This is a genomic window from Curtobacterium sp. AC273, from assembly GCF_979253735.1.
Genome location: NZ_CEEDDU010000006.1, coordinates 105,185 through 124,245 on the forward strand (window position 1 = coordinate 105,185; position 19,061 = coordinate 124,245).

Below are 19,061 nucleotides of genomic sequence, written 5' to 3' on the forward strand. Positions count from 1 at the left end.
GCCCTTGAGCGCCGAGCCGGAGACCCTGTACCCGCTCGGCTGCCGTCGCCGGCGGCCGGCGGATCGGCGGTGGGCGAGGCGAGAAGGACCACGGCCGCGAGGTGATGGCGGAGACCGTCGTGGCGAGGGGCGAGCCGGTCAGGGCGACGAGGGCGACCGCGGCGGGCAGGAGCGCCGCCGTGGCTGCGAGACGGCGCTGCTAGCTCACGGCGGCGCCGAAGCAGCTCACGTGACCTCGACGTCGCCCTGGTCGGTGGCGAGCAGGTCGACGAGGAGCTCCGGCTGGTCGGCGACGGGTGCGTACTCGGCACGGAGCGCGAGCAGCCCCGGTGCTGGGGCGCGGTGCGGAGCCCCTCGGTCACGAGGCGTCCGGGCGAGGGTGACGTTGCCGTACACCTGCTCGCACAGTGCGGCGATGGCCCACTCACTCGGGTGTCTCCGGTTCGAGCTCGAGCGCGCGCGGTCGCAGGCGGTGCGACGGGACGGCGGCGTGTGCCGCGCCCGGTCCTCGAGACTCGCGGAGCGCGCGGTGCGTCCAGACGGCCGCCACGTCCGGGGCCAACCTGGATGAGCGCCGTCGTGACTTTCGCGAGCGTCGGCGTTCCGCCCCTGCGCGATGAGGACGTTGGTGAGCCGTGATGCGGGACGGCCCGAGCTGTTCCGGGGACGCTCTGGACGGCCGCACGCGCCGTCGCCTCGGCACCGGCGAGGTCGCCGCGCGCCTGCTGGAGTCCTGCCCACTCGGTGAGCAGGGTCCCGTCCTCCGGGGCGGCGGCGAGTGCCTGCTCGAGGACCCGTTCGGCCGCGTCGAGCTTCGCCCGATGGCCCGGAGCGCGCCGGCACGCGCGACGACGTCCGCCGGGATGCCGGCAACCGCCGCCGGACGGCACGCCGTGCCGGGGCCGCCCCCAGAGGACACGCTTGCGGCGCAGGTGCGCGACGAGCCGCTGTCGTACCGTCCGTCGGCGTTGGCGAAGGCCGCGACGTTCTTCGCGGTGACGAGCCACGACCCGGTGGACGGCCGCACCTGCCTGAGGGCGGTCCGGACGTCGTCCATCGTGATCGGCTCGATCTGCCCGGACGCGAGCGAAAGGGACATCGCCTGCTCGGCGGACGAGGTCACGAGGTGTTCGAGGGCTTGTTCGGAGAAGTCGTCCGTCGCCTCCACCACCGTGCGGGAGTTCGATCCCGGCGATCGGACGCCGCGAGAAGTGGTGGCGCAGGATCGCTTCGCGGGCCGGCGCGTCCGGCGGCAGGACGAGGGTCATCCGGTCGAACCGTCCGGGAGCGCAGCAGCGCTGGGTCGACGTCCCACGGGCTGTTCGTCGCGGCGAGCACGCGCGAAGAGCCCGTCGTTCTCGGACCCGGGACCGAGTCGAGTTCGAGCAGCAGCTGGTTCACCATCTTGCGCAGGCATTGCTCCACCCGGTCCTGATGCTCGATCGCCGGGCACCGAGGGCGTCGATCTCGTCCAGGAACAGCACAGCGGGCGCCTTCGCCCGCGCGGCCTCGAACACGGCGTGGAGGTTCTTCTCGGTGTAGGTTGACGTACGGGTCGAGCACCTGGTCGATGCGCACCGTCACGAAGTGCGCCCCGAGTTCGCCGGCGATGGCCTTCGCCATGAAGGTCTTCTCCTGCACCCGGGCGGTCCGTACAGGACGAGTCCGCCGCGGAGGGTCTTGCCGAAGGCCGCGGCGATCTCCGGGTGGTGCATGGGTTCGAGGAACGACTCGCGGATGCGCTGCTTCACGTCCTCGAGACCGCCGACGTCGTCGAGGGTCACCGTCGGCCGCTCGACCTCGACGTCCACGATGTGCTTCTGCTCGCGCGCCTCGCCGTCCGCACGGAGCCGGCTCCGGTTCGTCGACGCCTGCGGCGTCGTCGACGGGGGTTGCATCGTCGGCCGGCTCGACGAAGGGCGCGGCAATCGGCGTGTCCCAGTTCACCGCCTCGGCGGCTCGCCAGTCGAAGGGGGTCGCGGTTCCGGCCTGGAGGCGCGGGTCGGCTTTCCGCGCCGCCACCGTCCGCCGTGGGGCCGCGCAGTGCCGCCGACGCATCGGTCAGCACGCGGAGGGCGACCGGGTCGCCGGGAGCGTGCGTTGCAGGACCCGACCGGCGTGCTGCAACGCCTCGGCCGCACGACCGCGGTCGAGCAGGAGCTGCGCCACCTGACCCCGCAAGGCGGTGCCGCCCGGAGCGGCCCCGAGCGCCGCGAACAGGCTCGTGAACAGTGCGTCGTCGTCTGCGTCCCCACGGGGTGAGCCTCCAACCGCCGGGCTCGCGCAACCGGATGCAACGTGCGGGTGACGTAGCGTGCGGGCAGGCGCGGATCCAGCGCCCTGACAGAGTCGTCGAAAAGGTGTCCACCATGACCATCGCACCGTCGCCCACCAGCTACGCCGCACCCGGCGAGGAGGGCTCCCTCGTCTCGTTCCGTTCCCGGTACGACCGTTTACTCATCGGTGGCGAGTACGTGCCGCCGACCGGTGGGCAGTACTTCGAGAACCCGACCCCCCGTCACGGGGAAGACCTTCACCGAGGTCGCCCGCGGTGACCTCCACCGACGTGGACCGCGAGCGTCGCGGCGGCGTGGAAGGCTTCGCCCGCCTGGGGCCGGACGAGTGCGTGGTTGAGCGCGCCGGCATCCTCAACAAGATCGCCGATCGAATGGAGGGCGAACCTCGAGATGCTCGCCGTCGCGGAGGACGTGGGAGAACGGCAAGCCGATCCGCGAGACCATCGGCGCCGCCGACATCCCGCTCGCGATCGACCACTTCCGCTACTTCGCCGGCGCGATCCGCGCGCAGGAGGGGGTCGACGGGGGAGATCGACCACGACACGGTGGCGTACCACTTCCACGAGCCACTCGGGTCGTGGCGCAGATCATCCCGTGGAACTTCCCGATCCTGATGGCGGTGTGGAAGCTCGCGCCGGCACTGGCCGCGGGCAACTGCGCTTCGTGCTAAGCCGGCGGGGAGCAGACCCCGGCGTCGATCCACGTGCTCGTCGAGCTCATCAAGGACTCTTCATCCCGGCCGGGGTGCTCAACGTGGTGAACGGCTTCTTAAAGCTTCGAGGTCGGGGCGCCGCTCGCGCAGCACCCCGAGGTCCGGAAGGTCGCCTTCACCGGTGAGACCACCACGGGCCAGCTGATCATGCAGTATGCCTCCCAGAACCTGATCCCGGTGACGCTCGAGCTCGGCGGCAAGAGCCCGAACCTCTTCTTCGCGGACGTCGCACAGGAGAAGGACGCCTTCTACGACAAGGCGCTCGAGGGCTTCTTCGCGTTCTCCTTCAACCTCAACCAGGGGGAGGTCTGCACGTGCCCGTCCCGCGCGCTCGTGGCGAAGGAGATCTACGACGGGTTCGTCGCGGACGGCCTCGGACCGGGCGCGGTCAAGCAGGGGCACCCGCTCGACCTGTCGACGATGATCGGCGCGCAGTACGTCGAACGACCAGCTCGAGAAGATCCTGAGCTACATCGACATCGGCAAGCAGGAGGGCGCGAAGTCTCCCTGACCGGCGGCGAGCGTGCGGACCTCGGCGGCGACCTGTCCGGCGGCTACTACGTGACCCCGACGGTGTTCGAGGGCGACAACTCGATGCGGATCTTCCAGGAGGAGATCTTCGGCCCGGTGGTGCTCGCCCTGACGTCGTTCAGTGGCTACGACGACGCGATCTCGATCGCAGAACGACACCCTGCACGGCCTCGGCGCCGGGGTGTGGAGCCGCGAGGCCACCACGCTCTACCGCGCCGGTCGGGACATCCAGGCCGTGGCTGTGGTGGAGAACACCTACCACCAGTACCCGGCGGGTGCGGCGTTCGGCGGGTACAAGCAGTCCGGGGTCGGGCGCGAGAACCACAAGATGATGCTCGACCACTACCAGCAGACCTAGGCAACCTGCTCGCGGCCTACGCCGAAGGGCCATGGGTTTCTTCTGATGACGACCGACCGGGTCACCAGTCACGCCGGCGGCGGGGGAGCCTCTGCAAGTCCTCGCCGCCCGGCACGGTGGGCCGCTCATGCTCCACCGTCCGGTGGCTACAATGTGACGGCTCGAGCCCGATGTGCTACCCCGTCGGGATGTTCCTGACCGGCCCCGGAGACGTGCTCTTCGGGGCGCTCGAGGTCGACGGCATCGCCCCCGTCGAGGTCTACATGTCGAAGTCCCAGTTCGAGTACTGGAAGTATACCCAGCTCACCATCGACGTCGTCGACGGTAGAGGTGGCGGCTTCCTCCTCGAGGTGCTGGAGGGCAAGCGCTTCCTCACCCGCTCGCGGATGTTTCCGACGACGCCGAGCCTCGTCGATCTCGGTCTGGTCCCGGTGGTGCGCCCGACGTAGGCTGACGACGACGACTGCGCGACGACGCGGCCGACCACCCCGGCGCGACGGCGCGGCGGGCGACCCTGACGGAGGACGTACGCGCGCTCCGGGGTCGCTCCGCCCGCTCGTCGCCGCGTCCTGGCAGCGGTCGGCTCGCGTCGATCCGGACGGGCTGCCGGACGCTCGCGCTCGACCACGACCAGCTCGACGCCGCCCGGCGCGACGGCCCGCTGGCGGTCCTGCTGCCGGTCGCGGCGGCCCGCGCCCCCGCCGCCGCGCGCGCGCGCGCGCGTGCTCCCTCCCCTCCAGGGCGGACAGGGACATGGTCGACGAGAGTCACCCGCGGACTGCGTGGTCGAGCCGTCGGTGACGCCGACGGACGGCTCGTGTGGGTCGACGGCGTGCCCGCGGAGCCCGCCGCGCCGCCGAGGACATGGGCTTCGTGCCCGGTGCGGACTGGGCCGAGGAGCACGTCGGCATCGAGCGCTCCCGGCACGGCGCTCCGCATCGACCGCCCGGTGCAGATCCGCTCTGAGAGAGCACTACGCGAACGCCGTGAAGCCGTGGTCGTGCAGTGCGGTCCCTGTGCACGACCGCGCCGGCACCGTCGTCGGTGTGCTCGACGTCACGGGCGACGGCCGCGCGGTGGACCGGCACACCCTGCCGCTCCTGACCGCCACGGTCGCGGCCGCCGAGGCGGAGATCGCCCTCGCTGCGCTCCGTCCCCCACGGAAGCGCACCTGCACGCGGGCCGCCCGATCGGTCACGCGGACGCCGAGCGCTTCGCGGCTGCCCGGCACCGACGTCGCCACCCTCCGCACCGAGCACCGGACCGTGCAGCTGTCGGCCCGGCACTCCGAGGTCCTCGCGGTCCTCGCGGTGCACTCCGGACGGCCTCGCCGCCGAGGACCTCGCGGGTCGCGGTCTGGGGCGATCCCGGTGCGCTGGTCAGCGCTCCGCGCGGAGGTCGTCCGCCTCCGTCGGGTCCTCCGCCGCGGCCGCGCCGACGTGACCCTGACCTCGCGGCCGTACCGCCTGTCCGGTCTCCGCACCGACGCCTACTGCGTGCTGTCCCCGCGCTCGATCAGCGGGGCGCGCCTCCAGGCCGTCGACCGGTACGCCGGACCGGTGCTCCCGGGGCTGCGGCCGCGCCGCGCGTCCAGACTGCTGTGGACCGGGCGCGCGGGGCGTTCCGCGAGGCGGTCGTCGCCGACGGTGGCGTCGACGCGCTCCTCGCGTGGTCGCGCACGCCGGACGGATCGGCTGATGCGTGGGTGCCCCGCGCCCTGCTCGCCGCCGGCCGCCGCGGCACGCCGCGGCGGGCCGGTCTCGTGGCGGCGATCGAGGCGCTCGAGGGTCGCCTTCGAGCGGGTCGCGGACGGCCGGGAGGCGCGGGCCGGGCTGGTACTGTTGGCCTCCTCGCGAGTGTGGTAGGAATCGGCAGACACGGGGCACTCAAAAATGCTCTGCCTCACGGCGTGCGGGTTCAAGTCCCGCCACTCGTACGAACTCGACGTCCGTCGTCTAGTAGGGCTGCACAAGCTGTGAGTGACACAGAAGCAACTGCAACAGCACCCCGTCGCGTCGCGTCGTCGCCGAGGACGAGCTCGCCTTCCATCCGCCTCGACATCGTGGAGATCCTCCGCGACAACGGGTTCGACGTCACCGGCGAAGCGGGTGACGGCGAGACCGCCGTGCAAGCCTGCCACGGACCTCCGTCCCGACCTCGTCGTGATGGACGTCAAGATGCCGCAGCTCGACGGGATCTCCGCCGCCGAGAAGCTCTCCAAGAACCACATCGCCCCGGTGGTCCTCCTCACGGCGTTCAGCCAGAAGCTGACCCTCGCTCGAGCGTGCGGGGTGATCGAGGCCGGCGCGCTCGCCTACGTGGTCAAGCCCTTCACGCCGAACGATCCTGCTCCCCAGGCGATCGAGATCGCCTCTCGCGCTACCAGCAGATCATCACGCTCGAGGCCGAGGTCGCCGACCTCGTCGAGCGCTTCGAGACCCCGCAAGCTCGTCGACCGGGCCAAGGGCCTGCTCAACGAGAAGATGGGCCTCACCGAGCCCGAGGCGGTCCGCTGGATTCCAGAAGGCCTCGATGGACCGCCGACTCACCATGCACGACGTCGCGAAGGCGATCATCGAGCAGCTCAGCGCCAAGAAGTAGTCGCTCACCGACGCCCGCCGGACGCCGCCTCCCCGCTCGGGGAGGCGGCGTTCCGCGTTCCGGCAGACGGCCGTCCGATGCGTGTGCACCGTGCGACACCGCACGCGTCGATCGACAGGTGGGACGTCGCAGCATGCACACGCATCCGATGCATGCGCATCGTGCGACACCGCACGCGTCGATCGACTCGTGGGACGTCGCACGATGCGCTCGAACAGACGGCCGGAGCCGACCACCTGGCAGGGTGGAGCCATGGACGACGTGGTGATCCGTGCCTCCAGGCCTGACGACATGCCCGCGGTGGCCGACCTGCGGTGGCGGTGGAGCGTGGACGAGGGCGGGGTGACCGCCGGCGTGACGGCGGACGCGTACCGCGACGCGATGACCGCCTTCGGCGCCGAGCACCCCGACACCCACCGGTGCGTCGATCGCCGAACGCGGCGGGCGGGTACTCGGGATGGCGTGGCTCGGGCTGGTCGCACGGCCGCCCACGCCGGACCGGCCCGCAGGACGGCTGACGGCCGACGTGCAGACCGTCTACGTCCACCCCGAGCTGCGTGGCCGGGGCGTCGCGAAGCGGCTCGTCACCGCGCTGCTCGACGAGGCGAACGCGCTCGGGGTCGAGCGGACCTCGGTGCACTCGAGCATCGACGGCGAGACCCTGTACCGGCGGCTCGGCTTCGGGGACGCACGGCTGCTGCTCCAGCGACCGCCCTGGAGGACTGAGCCGGCACCTTCAGCCGCGCCTTCGGGAGCTCTGCAGGTCCCACGCGTTCCGGTCGGGGTCGGTGAAGAAGACGAACCGCCCCCAGGCGAGTTCGTCCACGCCGACGGCGTCCACGCCGAGTCCCTTGCAGGTGTGCGAGGGCCTCGTCGGCGTCGGGCACGACGACCTGGATCGACTTCAGCGAGCCCGGCACGACGTCGGGGGACATGATGCCCTCGCCGAGAATGCGATCGAGCAGGCGGAGCCGGGCGGGAAGTCGCCTGGACGAAGCGGAGCTCGTCGGAGACGCGCTGGTCGATGAAGTCGATCGAGAAGCCGATCGAGGCGTAGAAGTACGGGCGCGGTCGACGTCGCTGACCGGGACCTTGATCAGTTCGATCTTCCAGGTCGTTGATGGGCATGGTCACTCCTTCGTGGCGGCCCGGTGCGCGGTCGGCGCGGTGGTGCGTTTCGGTCAGTACGGTCGCGTCCAGCAGGCTTCGCGGATCATGTTGGTGATGCGCACGGTGGAGCAGCGCTGCCCCTGGTCGTCGGTGAGAGACGATCTCGTGCGTGGTGAGCGTGTTGCCGAGAGTGCAGCGCGCCGTGCAAGGGTGCCGGTCACCAGGCCGCTCGTCGTGGCGCTCCGGGAATGGGAGGCGTTCAGCTCGATGGCGACGGCGTAGCGGCCGGGACCGGCGTGGACGGTGGCCGCCATCGAGCCGAGGCTCTCGGCGAGGACGATGAACGCGCCGCCGTGCAGGAGGCCGACCGGCTGACGGTTGCCCTCGACGGGGATGGTGCCCACCGCGCGCTCGGCGGAGAGCTCCGGATGACCATGCCCATCTTGTCGGCGAGCTCGCCCATGCCTCGTTCGGCGAGCTTCGCGACGCCCTCGGGCGAACCCGTCGCGCCGGTGCCGGTGATGGTCGCTTCGTCGGTCACGCTGGCGGACTCCCGTGTCCGGATGGCGTCGGTAGGCTGTCCGGGTGTCGGACTCCGCAAAGCCTACCCTCATGGTCATCGACGGCCACTCGCTCGCCTTCCGGGCCTTCTACGCGCTGCCGGTCGACAGCTTCGTGAACCGCGAGGGGCAGCACACGAACGCCATCCACGGCTTCATCTCGATGCTGCTCATGCTCCTGCAGCGCGAGAAGCCGACGCACCTGGCGGTCGCGTTCGACATCTCCCGCTTCTCGTTCCGCACGCGTGAGTACGAGGACTACAAGGGCACCCGCTCCGAGACCCCGGCCGAGTTCAAGGGCCAGATCCCGCTCCTCCAGCAGGCGCTCGAGGCAATGGGCATCACGACGGTCACGAAAGAGGACTACGAGGCCGACGACATCCTCGCCACCTTCGCCCGACAGGGTGCCGAGCAGGGGTTCCAGGTGTACGTGGTCTCGGGCGACCGCGACTCGATCCAGCTCGTCAACGACGACGTCACGCTGTTGTACCCGTCGGTCCGCGGCGTCTCCGAGCTCACCCGCTACGACCGCGACAAGGTCTACGAGCGCTACGGCATCGAGCCGCACCAGTACCCCGACATCGCGGCCCTCGTCGGCGAGACGAGCGACAACCTGATCGGCATCGACAAGGTCGGCGAGAAGACGGCGGTGAAGTGGATCACCCAGTTCGGCTCGCTCGACGCCGTGCTCGAGCACGCCGACGAGATCAAGGGCGTCGTCGGCAACAACCTGCGCGAGCAGAAGGACCGGGCGATCCGGAACCGCAAGCTGAACCGCCTCGTGAACGACGTCGAGCTGCCCGTCGGTCCGGCCGACGTCGCGCTCCGTCCCCTCGACGAGGACGCGGTGCGCGAGCTCTTCGCCAAGCTGCAGTTCCGCACGCTGCTCGACCGGGTGTTCAAGGTCGCCGGGTCCGGCGAGCCGTCCGAGGCCAGCACGTCCGAGGGCGCGATCGACAGCGGTGCGCCGACCCCGCCGCCGGTCAAGACCTCATCGACGGAGGAGCTCGGCTACTGGCTCGGCGCCGCAACGCGTCCGAGGCCGCCAACGGCCACGGCGTCGCGGTCGAGGTCATCGACGGCCGCCTCAGCGCGATCGGCATCGCCACCCACGACGACGCCGTGATGGTGCCGGGTGGCAGCGGTGCGAAGGACTACGAACAGCTGGCGGCGTGGTTCGCCTCCGACGCGCCCAAGCACTTCCACGACGCCAAGGCCGCGATCAAGGCGCTCGCCACCGTCGGCTTCCAGGTCAACGGCATCGCCGGGGACGCCCGGATCATGGGCTGGCTCGCGCAGCCCGGCAAGCAGGACAGCCGCTCGGCGACCTCGTCTACCAGGAGCTCGGCGAAGAGCTGCCCACCGGCGACCCGAACCAGCTCGTGCCCGAGACCGACCCGGTGAACGTCGGGGTGCACGCGTGGTTCGTGCTCCGGGTGGACGACGGCGCTGCGTGCGCGCATCGACGAGTCCTCGCTCCGGGTCCTCGACGACATCGAGCTGCCGCTCGTGCCGGTCCTCGCCGGCATGGAGACGATCGGCGTCGGCATCGACAAGCCGGTGCTCACCGGGTTGTCGCACGACCTGGGGAGCGTGCGGCGGAACTCGCGCAGCAGGCCTTCGCCGAGATCGGGCACGAGGTGAACCTTGGTTCGCCGAAGCAGTTGCAGGAAGTGCTCTTCACCGAGCTCGCGATGCCGAAGACCCGCAAGACGAAGACCGGCTTCTCGACCGACGCCGCGAGCCTCGCCGACCTGCAGGACCAGCACCCGCACCCGTTCCTCGGCCTGCTCCTGCAGCACCGTGACGCTACTGCCCCGCCAGATCGTCGACACCCTCGACGCCTCGGTCGTCGACGGGCGCATCCACACCCGCTACGAGCAGACCGGCACGAGCACCGGCCGGATCTCGTCGATGGACCCGAACCTGCAGAACATCCCGGTGAAGACCGCCGAGGGGCGCCGGATCCGGTCGGCCTTCGCCGTCGCCGAGCCCTACACGACCCTGGTCACCGCCGACTACTCGCAGATCGAGATGGGGATCGCGGCGCACCTGTCCGGCGACCCCGGGCTCATCCAGGCCTTCAACGAGGGCGAGGACCTGCACCGCTTCGTGGGCGCGCGGTGTTCTCGGTCGAGCCGGCCGACGTCACGCCCGAGATGCGCACCAAGGTCAAGGCGATGTCGTACGGCCTGGCGTACGGCCTCAGCCCGTTCGGGCTCTCGAAGCAGCTCCGCATCGAGCAGTCCGAGGCCCGGACCCTCATGAACGAGTACTTCGCCCGCTTCGGCGCGGTCCGCGACTACCTCCGCGGGGTGGTCGAGCAGGCGCGCGAGGACGGCTACACCGAGACGATCTTCGGTCGGCGTCGCCCCTTCCCGGACCTCAAGAGCCCGAACCGCGTGCTGCGGGAGAACGCCGAGCGCGCCGCGCTCAACGCGCCGATCCAGGGCTCGGCGGCCGACATCATGAAGATCGCGATGCTCGGCGTCGCCGAGGACCTCCGCGAGGGCGACCTGGCGTCGCACCTGCTCCTGCAGGTCCACGACGAGCCCATCCTCGAGGTCGCACCCGGCGAGCAGGACCGGGTCGAGGACATCCTCCGCACCCGGATGGGTGCTGCCGCCGAGCTGACCGTGCCGCTGGACGTGTCCGTCGGCGTCGGAGCGAACTGGAGGTCGCCGCGCACTGACGCGGGCCGGGGCCGGACAGGAGGCGCGCCTCCCGTCCGCCCCGTCCGGCACGTCCGCCGGTGGCATGGTCTCCGGACCGTCGTCGCGACCACCGGTCGGGTCACGGCTCGGTAGGGTCGAGAGCATGACCGAAGACCGTCCCGTCCGCCAGCCGTCCGCCGTCGACCGCGTCGCCGAGGGCTGGGTGTCCACCCTTGTCGACCTCGACCCGACCGTCGCCACGTACATCGGCGTCCCCGGGCGCACGGGCGAGTACGGCGACACGTCGCCCGCCGGCGCAGCCGCGATGGCCGACGCCGCGCGGGCCACGAAGCGCGCGCTCGACGCCGCCGAGCCGGTGGACGCCGTCGACCGCGTTACGAAGACCGACCTCGGCGCCGAGCTCGACCTCGTCCAGGAGTCCTTCGACCGCAAGCTCCACCTGCGCGACCTCAACGTCATCGCGAGCCCCGCGCAGGCCGTCCGCGAGGTCCTCGACCTCATGCCGACCGCGGGGGAGTCCGACTGGCAGGACATCGCGAGCCGGCTCCACGCCCTGCCCGACGCGCTCGAGGGCATCCGCGAGACGCTGCTCGAGGGGCACCCGCGAGGACGTCACGCCGGCGAAGCGCCAGGTCGAGCTCATCGCCGAGCAGGCCGCCCGCAACGGCGCCGAGGACGGCGTCTTCCGCCAGCTCGCCGAGGGTGCCGCGTTCGACGACGGCGCGCAGGTGCCCGACGCGCTCCGTGCCGAACTCGCCCGCGGGGCCGAGGATCGCTGCGGCGGCGTACCGGTCGTTCGGCCAGTTCCTCCAGCACGAGCTGCTGCCCCTCGCGACCCCGGTCGACGCGGTCGGCCGTGACGCCTACGAGCTGCACCTGCGCCGGTTCCTCGGCGCCGTCGTCGACCTCGACGAGACGTACGAGTGGGGCATCGAGGAGCTCGCGCGGATGCGTGACGAGCAGGAGCGCATCGCGGACCGCATCGAGTCCGGCGCGAGCGTCGCCCGTGCGATCGAGGTGCTCGACGCCGACCCGGCCCGGGTCCTGCACGGCACCGACGCGCTGCAGCGGTGGATGCAGGAGACCAGCGACGAGTCGATCCGTGAGATGGACGGCAGGTACTTCGACATCCCGGACCCGATCAAGCGCCTGGAGTGCCGGATCGCCCCCACGCAGGAGGGCGGCATCTACTACACCGGCCCGTCCGACGACTTCTCGCGCGCCGGCCGCATGTGGTGGTCCGTGCCGCAGGGCGTCACCGAGTTCGGCACCTGGCGCGAGAAGACGACGGTCTACCACGAGGGTGTCCCCGGGCACCACCTGCAGATCAGCCAGGGCGTCTACAACCGCGGCGAGCTGAACACCCGGCGCCGCCAGCTGTCCGGGTCCTCCGGCCACGTCGAGGGCTAAGGCTCTACGCCGAGCGGCTGATGGAGCAGCTCGGGTTCCTCGACGACGACGGCGACCGGCTCGAGATGCTCGACGGACAGCGGATGCGTGCCGCCCGGGTCGTCCTCGACATCGGCGTGCACCTGCAGAAGACGAACCCGGACGGCGGCGGGTGGACGTGGAGTACGCCCTCGACTTCATGCGCCAGAACGTGAACATGTCCGACGCCTTCGTCCGGTTCGAGGTCGCGCGGTACCGGGTGGCCCGGGCAGGCGCCGTCGTACAAGGTGGGGCAGCGCGTCTGGGAGTCCATCCGCGACGAGGTCGCCGCGCGCGAGGGCTCGGCGTTCGACCTCAAGGCGTTCCACCACCGTGCCCTGGCCCTCGGCAGCATCGGCCTCGACACCCTGCGCACGGCGCTGCTCGACTAGCCGGACGTGGCGGGGCCACTGGGTCCCGCCACGCCCGACACACCGGTTGTGGGCCCTCGCTCACTCCGGCTAGACTTGTGCGGCGCAATCCGCGTCACACACTCAACCGCTGCGGCGGCGTCCACGGGGGCTCGAACCCTCTGCCGCCACGGCCCGACTCATGTCCGTTCGGAGCAATCTCTACATGACAACCACTACGACCAAGGCTCCTAAGCAGGTCGCCATCAACGACATCGGTTCGGCTGATGACTTCCTGGCCGAGGTCGAGAAGACCCTGAAGTTCTTCAACGACGGTGATCTCATCTCCGGCACCGTCGTGAAGATCGACCGCGACGAGGTCCTCCTCGACGTCGGTTACAAGACCGAGGGTGTCATCCCCTCGCGCGAGCTCTCGATCAAGCACGACGTCGACCCCAACGAGGTCGTCGAGGTCGGCGACGAGGTCGAGGCCCTGGTCCTCCAGAAGGAGGACAAGGAAGGCCGCCTGATCCTGTCGAAGAAGCGTGCGCAGTACGAGCGTGCGGGGCGACGTCGAGAAGATCAAGGAGTCCGACGGCGTCGTGACCGGCACGGTCATCGAGGTCGTCAAGGGCGGGCTCATCGTCGACATCGGCCTCCGTGGGTTCCTCCCGGCCTCGCTCATCGAGCTGCGCCGCGTCCGCGACCTCACGCCGTACCTCGGCCAGGAACTCGAGGCGAAGATCCTCGAGCTCGACAAGAACCGCAACAACGTGGTCCTGTCGCGCCGCGCCCTGCCCGAGCAGACGCAGTCCGAGTCGCGCACCACCTTCCTCAACAACCTCCACAAGGGCCAGGTCCGCAAGGGCATCGTGTCGTCGATCGTCAACTTCGGTGCGTTCGTCGACCTGGGTGGCGTCGACGGTCTCGTCCACGTCTCCGAGCTCAGCTGGAAGCACATCGAGCACGCCAGCGAGGTCGTCGAGGTCGGTCAGGAAGTCACCGTCGAGATCCTCGAGGTGGACCTGGACCGCGAGCGCGTGTCGCTCTCGCTCAAGGCCACGCAGGAAGACCCGTGGCAGGTCTTCGCCCGCACCCACGCGATCGGCCAGATCGCACCGGGCAAGGTCACGAAGCTCGTGCCGTTCGGTGCGTTCGTCCGTGTCGCCGACGGCATCGAGGGCCTCGTGCACATCTCGGAGCTCTCGAACAAGCACGTCGAGCTCGCCGAGCAGGTCGTCTCGGTCAACGACGAGGTCTTCGTCAAGATCATCGACATCGACCTCGACCGTCGTCGCATCTCGCTCAGCCTCAAGCAGGCGAACGAGGGCGTCGACCCGGAGAGCACCGAGTTCGACCCGGCGCTCTACGGCATGCCGACCGAGTACGACGACAAGGGTGACTACAAGTACCCCGAGGGCTTCGACCCGGAGACGAACGAGTGGCTCGAGGGCTACGACACCCAGCGCACCGAGTGGGAGGGCCAGTACGCGGCCGCCCAGGCGCGTTGGGAAGCCCACAAGGCCCAGGTCGCGAAGACCATCGCCGACGAGGCGCAGGGTGGCTTCGACCTCCCGGCCAGCGCGTCCACCTCGGCGTCGTTCACGAGCGAGGCGACCGGCCCGGGCACCCTGGCCGACGACGCGTCGCTCGCGGCACTCCGCGAGGAAGCTCAGCTCGACCAACTGATCGAGCGGCTCGTCCGCGCCTGGAAGCCCGGCATCCCTGAGAAGGGGTGCCGGGCTTCCGGCCGTTCCGGCGGAGGTGCTCGCTACGCTGGACACCGTGCGCATCATCGGTCTCTACGGGCGGCATCGCCGCGGGCAAGTCGACGGTCTCCGCTCGGTGGGCGGAGCACGGGGCCGTCGTGGTGGACGCGGACCGGCTCGCCCGTGACGCCGTCGCTCCGGGCAGTCCGGGGCTCGAGCGGGTCGCGGAGCGCTTCGGTCCCGGCGTCATCGCGGCCGACGGGTCGCTCGACCGGCCGGCGCTCGGTGCGATCGTGTTCTCCGACCCGGCTGCGCGCAAGGACCTCGAGGCGATCACCCACCCGGAGGTCTGGCGGCTCGCGCAACAGGCGTTCGATGCCGCCGAGGCCGCCGATCCCGAGGCCGTCGTCGTGTACGACGTCCCTGCTCGCCGAGGCACGGGGAGCTGACCGCTGCAGTTCGACGCCGTCGTGGTCGTGGACGCTCCGGCAGCGCAGCGGACCGAACGGCTCGTGGCGCACCGCGGCATGCCCGCGCGACGAGGCTGAGCGCCGCGTGGCCGCGCAGGCGAGCGACGCCGAGCGCCTCGCCCTGGCCGACCACGTCGTCGACGCCACCGGCACCCTCGACGACACGCTCCGTTCGGCCGATGCGGTGTGGGAACGCCTCACCCGATGAAGCACCGGGTGCTCCTCGTCCTCGCGGCCGTCCTGCTGATCGCGATCGGCGCCGCGAGCCTCGTCGCCGCGAACGTGCTCGGCGGACAGCGTGTCGAGCAGCACGGCCGCGTGGCCGCCGCCGACCGACCGCACGGCGACGAGCACGGGCCGGAGGGGAGTTCCAATCGGTTCCGGCTCGGCACGATCAACGGCCAGCGGCTCGAACCGAACCGCGACGACTTCGCCGCCCGCACGGACGCCCAGGGCCCGCTGCTGCTCTTCCTGCCCGCGACCCGGGCCAAGCCCGCCGACTACCAACTGTTCCTCAGCACCGCGCTGCAGGACGGGTACCACGTCCTCGGACTCGACTACTGGAACCTCGGCAAGACCCTCTCCGGCACGTGCGAGGCCGATCCGCACTGCTACGGGCAGGTGCAGCGCAACCGGTTCGACGGCAGTCGTCCGTCGTCGTTCAGCTCGGTGCGGCCCTCGGGGTCGATCGTGTCCCGGTTCCGTGACGCCGTCGCCTACCTCGAGGACCACGACCCCGACGGCGGCTGGGGCCGCTTCGTGGACGACGACCGCGACATCGCGTGGAGCGACATCGTCGTCGCCGGCCACTCGCAGGGCGGCGGCGAAGCGGCCTACATCTCCCACATCCGCTCGGTCCGCGGGGCGCTGATGTTCTCGTCACCGGTGGAGTCGCTCGGCGCGGAGCACGCCGCGTGGATGGACCGGCCGGGGCGGACCCGGTCGACCGGATGTACGCCATCGACGACGTGCGGGACGTCTTCGGGCCGCGGATCCGCGGGTCGTGGACCGTGCTCGGCCTCGACGGCCAGAACGGACCCTTCCGCACCGACACCGCGCCGCCGGGCACCGACGGCGACCCGCACGCGATCCTGACCGACATCCGGGTGGGGACACCGTCGGAGTCGCACTCGCGGATCATCAAGGACTCGACACCGCTCGGACCGGACGGCACACCCCGGATGCTGCCGCTCTGGCAGTGGCTGCTCAGCCGGTTCCCCGCCGAGCCGAGCAGCGCGGCGACCCCGGCCGCCGCGACGCCCGCGCCGGCCACCGCGGCGCCCGCGCCCGCCACGACGACCGCGCCTGCCGCGCCTGCCGTGCCGGCCGCGCCGTGAGTCCTGCTCGGAGCGGACATAGGAAGGAGCAATACCCTGAGTCCGTGCAGCGAGCAGGCGAAGAACGACCCGACCTGCGCTCGATCATCAGCGCCCGTGCGGCGCAGGACGGCGGGCGCACCTACCTGGAGGACGCGCGCAGTGACCGCGTCCTGACCTACCGCGCCCTCGACGACGCCGTCACCGCGTGGTCCGCCACCTTCGACGCGATCGGCGTCGCCCCGTCCGGCGCGGTCCTCGTCGACCTGGGCGACCCCCTCGCCTTCGCCGTCGTGCACCTCGCCGCCGTCGCCTCCGGCCGCCGTGCGGTCCCCGTCGACACCGGCCAGCCGACCACCGAGCCCGGCCGTCTCGCCGACCTGATCGGCGGGGCCTCGATCGTGGTGTCGGACCGCGCGGTGGACGCGACCGTCCCCGGGGCGCCCGCCAGCGGGATCGACGCGGCCACGTTCCTCCCGGCCGGCGTCCGTGACGGCGACCTGCCGTCGGAGAGTCCGGACGCACCGGGCGAGGGATCCGTCGTGCTCTTCACCTCCGGGTCGACCGGCACGCCGAAGGGCGTCGAGCTGCCGGAGTCGCAGCTGCTGTTCGTGGCGCGCGCCGTCGCGCGGCACAACGCGCTGACGCCGGCGGATCGCGGCTTCAACTCCCTGCCCCTCTTCCACGTCAACGCCGAGGTCGTCGGCCTGCTGGCGACCCTCGTCGCCGGCGCGACGCTCGTGCTCGACCGTCGGTTCAGCCGGACCGGGTTCTGGGAGCTGTTGGCCGAGCGGCGGATCACCTGGCTCAACGCGGTGCCGGCGATCCTCGCCGTGCTGGCGAAGACCGGTCCGTTGGCGTTCCCGCCCGGCCTGCGCTTCGTGCGGAGCGCCTCCGCGCCGCTGCCGGACCCGGTCCGCGCCGCGCTCGGCGACGTGCCGCTCGTGGTGAGCTGGGGCATGACCGAGGGCGCCTCGCAGATCACCGCGACGCCGCTCGGCGCGTCGGCACGGGTCGGCACCGTCGGTGTGCCCGTCGGCTCCGAGGTGCAGGTCCGCGGCGAGGACGGCACCGTCCTGCCCGCGGGCGAGGTCGGGGCCCTGTGGGTGCGCGGCGAGGGCATCGTGCACCGGTACCTGTTCGGGCGCGCCGCCGAGCGCTTCGACGCCGACGGGTGGTTGAGCACGGGCGACGTCGGGTCCGTCGCGGAGGACGGCTGGGTCTCGCTCGCCGGCCGCTCCGACGACGTCATCAACCGGGGCGGCGAGAAGGTCTACCCGTCCGAGGTCGAGGACGTGCTGCTCGGGGACGACCGGGTGCTCGAGGCGGTGGTCGTCGGCCGTCCGCACGACGTCCTCGGCGCGGTGCCGGTCGCGTACGTCATCCCGCAGCCGACCGAGCCGGGCGAGTCGGTCGACGCGGATGCCCTCGTCGCCGACCTCACCGCGCGTGCCGAGGCCCGGCTGACGCGCTTCCGCCGTCCGGTCGAGATCGTCGTCGTGCCGGACCTGCCGCGCGCGCCGACCGGCAAGGTCCAGCGGGCGAAGGTGCGCACCATGGCGGAGCACGCGTGAGCGGCGCCACCGCCTCCGGCGAGCAGACCCCGACCCGTACCGCCGAGGGGAAGCCCCGGCACCTGTACGAGGTCGACGTCCTCCGCATCCTGACCTTCGCGTGCGTGATCGGCGTCCACACCACGAGCCACACCGTGGCCAGCGACGACGTGCCGCTGAACGCCCTGCTCGGCCTGCTGCACTTCACACGCCTGGTGTTCTTCTCGCTGACCGCGTTCGTCCTCGTCTACAGCTACACGCTCCGCCCGCGTCCGGATGGCGCAGTTCTGGCCGAAGCGGTTCCTGCTCGTCGGCGTGCCGTACCTGGCGTGGTCGTTCGTCTACGTCGGGTCGTCGTGGCTGCTCGACGCCACCCGCCGCGGTGACGTCCCCGACCTCGTGCGGACCTTCGCCGAGGGGGTGGTCACCGGCACCTCGTGGTACCACCTCTACTTCCTGCTCGTGACGATGCAGGTGTACCTGCTGCTGCCCGTGATCGCCTGGCTCGTCCGGGAGACCCGCGGGCACCACGTGACGGTCCTCGTCGTGTCGCTCGTGCTGCAGCTCGTGGTCTTCGCCGGGTACAAGTACTTCCCTGCCAGCGACGCGTGGATGCAGGGGTACCAGAAGCAGTTCTTCTTCTCGTACGTGTTCTTCATCGTGTCCGGCGCGATCGCCGCCGACCACGCCGACGGGTTCCTCCGGTTCATCCGGGTGCACCGGACCGCGGTCCTCTGGGGCTTCGCCGGCACCGGCGCGCTCACCCTCGGCGTCTGGGCGCTGCAGGTCGGCCTCGGGCAGTCGCTCTACGCCGCCGGCACCCCGCTCCAGCCGGTCCAAGTGGTCTGGAGCACCGCCGTCTTCGTCGGCTTCCTGGCGATCGGCGCGCGCTGGGCCGACCGTCGTCGTCCCGGCAGCCCCCTCGCGCGCGTGGTCGACTACGGCTCGGACCGGTCGTTCGGCATCTTCCTGAGCCACCCGTTCATGATCTGGATCCCGCTGTACGGCGACAGCTGGCTCGAGCGCGTCGTGCCGAAGCCGTGGCTCACCCTGGTGACGTACCTGCTCGTGCTCGTCCTGTCCGTCGCGGTCACGGAGCTGTTCCGCTGGACCCCGCTTAGCGTGCCGCTGACGGGGCGGCCGTCGCTGGCGTCCCGTGGGCAGCGCGAGGCGCGGGCCGGAAGCGTGCCGCGGTCGCCGGGCGTGCGGCGCCGGTCGTGCAACGGTCACCGGAGCCGGTGGAGCCGGACGACGCACCTCGTCGGCGAGACCGACGACGTGGGGCGGCGCGCGACGCGCTGAGCTCTGCCCGCCCGGCGATCCCGGGCGTACTCGGCAGGAACGGGCGTACCCGGTCGGTTCTTCCGACCCGGTACGCCCGATTGCACAAG

15 protein-coding genes, 1 tRNA gene and 8 pseudogenes are annotated in these 19,061 nt (G+C 71.4%); 18 read left to right on the forward strand and 6 right to left on the reverse strand.

The features are described from left to right. Nucleotides 1-225: 225 nt before the first annotated feature. From ACZ8AI_RS10710 to ACZ8AI_RS10725, 4 genes are read right to left on the reverse strand one after another with little or no spacing between them, the layout of a single operon-like run. Nucleotides 226-396 (reverse strand): hypothetical protein, encoded by a 171-nt coding sequence (locus ACZ8AI_RS10710; protein ID WP_464858255.1) that lies wholly within the window; start codon nucleotides 394-396, stop codon nucleotides 226-228. 28 nt (nucleotides 397-424) lie between these two features. Next, nucleotides 425-1,168 (reverse strand): hypothetical protein, encoded by a 744-nt coding sequence (locus ACZ8AI_RS10715; protein ID WP_464858256.1) that lies wholly within the window; start codon nucleotides 1,166-1,168, stop codon nucleotides 425-427. After that, entirely contained in the window at nucleotides 1,120-1,641 is a 522-nt protein-coding gene (locus ACZ8AI_RS10720; RefSeq protein WP_464858257.1) for an AAA family ATPase, read from the reverse strand. The genes ACZ8AI_RS10715 and ACZ8AI_RS10720 overlap by 49 nt, the downstream gene beginning before the upstream one ends. Then, entirely contained in the window at nucleotides 1,581-1,898 is a 318-nt protein-coding gene (locus tag ACZ8AI_RS10725; protein ID WP_464858258.1) for a hypothetical protein, read from the reverse strand. Before ACZ8AI_RS10725 ends, ACZ8AI_RS10720 begins: the two co-directional genes overlap by 61 nt. 202 nt (nucleotides 1,899-2,100) lie before the next feature. On the opposite strand from ACZ8AI_RS10725, the gene ACZ8AI_RS10730 reads away from it, so the two are divergent. From ACZ8AI_RS10730 to ACZ8AI_RS10765, 8 genes and pseudogenes are all read left to right on the forward strand, one after another. Then, on the forward strand, nucleotides 2,101-2,262 hold the full coding sequence (locus tag ACZ8AI_RS10730) for a hypothetical protein (RefSeq protein WP_464858259.1): 162 nt from the start codon (nucleotides 2,101-2,103) through the stop codon (nucleotides 2,260-2,262). 107 nt (nucleotides 2,263-2,369) lie between these two features. Next, nucleotides 2,370-2,555 carry a hypothetical protein gene (locus tag ACZ8AI_RS10735; RefSeq protein WP_464858260.1) on the forward strand — a complete coding sequence of 62 codons (186 nt, stop codon included), beginning with the start codon at nucleotides 2,370-2,372 and terminating at the stop codon, nucleotides 2,553-2,555. 211 nt (nucleotides 2,556-2,766) lie between these two features. After that, a pseudogene (locus ACZ8AI_RS10740) lies at nucleotides 2,767-3,636 on the forward strand (aldehyde dehydrogenase family protein); the annotation flags it as partial. 450 nt (nucleotides 3,637-4,086) lie between these two features. Next, nucleotides 4,087-4,347: a DUF779 domain-containing protein gene (locus ACZ8AI_RS10745; protein WP_464858494.1), complete on the forward strand. Its 261-nt coding sequence runs from the start codon at nucleotides 4,087-4,089 to the stop codon at nucleotides 4,345-4,347. Nucleotides 4,348-4,914: 567 nt separating this feature from the next. Then, the gene (locus tag ACZ8AI_RS10750; protein WP_464858261.1) at nucleotides 4,915-5,763 is read left to right on the forward strand and encodes a hypothetical protein; all 849 of its coding nucleotides are present in this window, start codon (nucleotides 4,915-4,917) and stop codon (nucleotides 5,761-5,763) included. Next, nucleotides 5,751-5,834 (forward strand) — tRNA-Leu (locus ACZ8AI_RS10755). Before ACZ8AI_RS10750 ends, ACZ8AI_RS10755 begins: the two co-directional genes overlap by 13 nt. 39 nt (nucleotides 5,835-5,873) lie before the next feature. Then, nucleotides 5,874-6,499 (forward strand): annotated as a pseudogene (locus tag ACZ8AI_RS10760) (ANTAR domain-containing response regulator). Nucleotides 6,500-6,926: 427 nt separating this feature from the next. Next, a pseudogene (locus tag ACZ8AI_RS10765) lies at nucleotides 6,927-7,169 on the forward strand (N-acetyltransferase family protein); the annotation flags it as partial. A gap of 66 nt (nucleotides 7,170-7,235) precedes the next feature. On the opposite strand, the pseudogene ACZ8AI_RS10770 reads toward ACZ8AI_RS10765, so the two are convergent. Beyond that, nucleotides 7,236-7,605, reverse strand: a pseudogene (locus ACZ8AI_RS10770) (VOC family protein). Between the two features lie 75 nt (nucleotides 7,606-7,680). Continuing rightward, nucleotides 7,681-8,013, reverse strand: a complete 333-nt coding sequence (locus tag ACZ8AI_RS10775) for a PaaI family thioesterase (RefSeq protein ID WP_464858263.1) — start codon at nucleotides 8,011-8,013, stop codon at nucleotides 7,681-7,683. Between the two features lie 208 nt (nucleotides 8,014-8,221). Here ACZ8AI_RS10775 and polA point away from each other — a divergent pair. From polA to ACZ8AI_RS10825, 10 genes and pseudogenes are all read left to right on the forward strand, one after another. After that, a pseudogene (polA, locus tag ACZ8AI_RS10780) lies at nucleotides 8,222-10,844 on the forward strand (DNA polymerase I); the annotation flags it as partial. Nucleotides 10,845-10,986: 142 nt separating this feature from the next. After that, a pseudogene (locus tag ACZ8AI_RS10785) lies at nucleotides 10,987-11,400 on the forward strand (DUF885 family protein); the annotation flags it as partial. 188 nt (nucleotides 11,401-11,588) lie between these two features. Then, complete coding sequence (locus tag ACZ8AI_RS10790; RefSeq protein ID WP_464858264.1) at nucleotides 11,589-12,254, forward strand: DUF885 domain-containing protein; 666 nt, start codon at nucleotides 11,589-11,591, stop codon at nucleotides 12,252-12,254. A 20-nt stretch (nucleotides 12,255-12,274) separates the two neighbouring features. Beyond that, nucleotides 12,275-12,664 (forward strand): annotated as a pseudogene (locus tag ACZ8AI_RS10795) (DUF885 family protein). A 184-nt stretch (nucleotides 12,665-12,848) separates the two neighbouring features. After that, nucleotides 12,849-14,292, forward strand: a pseudogene (gene rpsA / locus ACZ8AI_RS10800) (30S ribosomal protein S1); the annotation flags it as partial. Nucleotides 14,293-15,017: 725 nt separating this feature from the next. After that, complete coding sequence (locus tag ACZ8AI_RS10805; protein WP_464858265.1) at nucleotides 15,018-15,896, forward strand: BPSS1187 family protein; 879 nt, start codon at nucleotides 15,018-15,020, stop codon at nucleotides 15,894-15,896. An 11-nt stretch (nucleotides 15,897-15,907) separates the two neighbouring features. After that, nucleotides 15,908-16,138 carry a hypothetical protein gene (locus tag ACZ8AI_RS10810; RefSeq protein WP_464858266.1) on the forward strand — a complete coding sequence of 77 codons (231 nt, stop codon included), beginning with the start codon at nucleotides 15,908-15,910 and terminating at the stop codon, nucleotides 16,136-16,138. A gap of 44 nt (nucleotides 16,139-16,182) precedes the next feature. After that, the gene (locus ACZ8AI_RS10815) at nucleotides 16,183-17,691 is read left to right on the forward strand and encodes a class I adenylate-forming enzyme family protein (RefSeq protein ID WP_464858268.1); all 1,509 of its coding nucleotides are present in this window, start codon (nucleotides 16,183-16,185) and stop codon (nucleotides 17,689-17,691) included. Beyond that, complete coding sequence (locus ACZ8AI_RS10820; RefSeq protein ID WP_464858270.1) at nucleotides 17,688-18,056, forward strand: hypothetical protein; 369 nt, start codon at nucleotides 17,688-17,690, stop codon at nucleotides 18,054-18,056. Before ACZ8AI_RS10815 ends, ACZ8AI_RS10820 begins: the two co-directional genes overlap by 4 nt. Next, a complete protein-coding gene (locus ACZ8AI_RS10825; RefSeq protein ID WP_464858271.1) occupies nucleotides 17,947-18,972 on the forward strand; it encodes an acyltransferase in 1,026 nt (341 codons plus the stop codon). The genes ACZ8AI_RS10820 and ACZ8AI_RS10825 overlap by 110 nt, the downstream gene beginning before the upstream one ends. The last annotated feature ends 89 nt before the right edge of the window (nucleotides 18,973-19,061 follow it).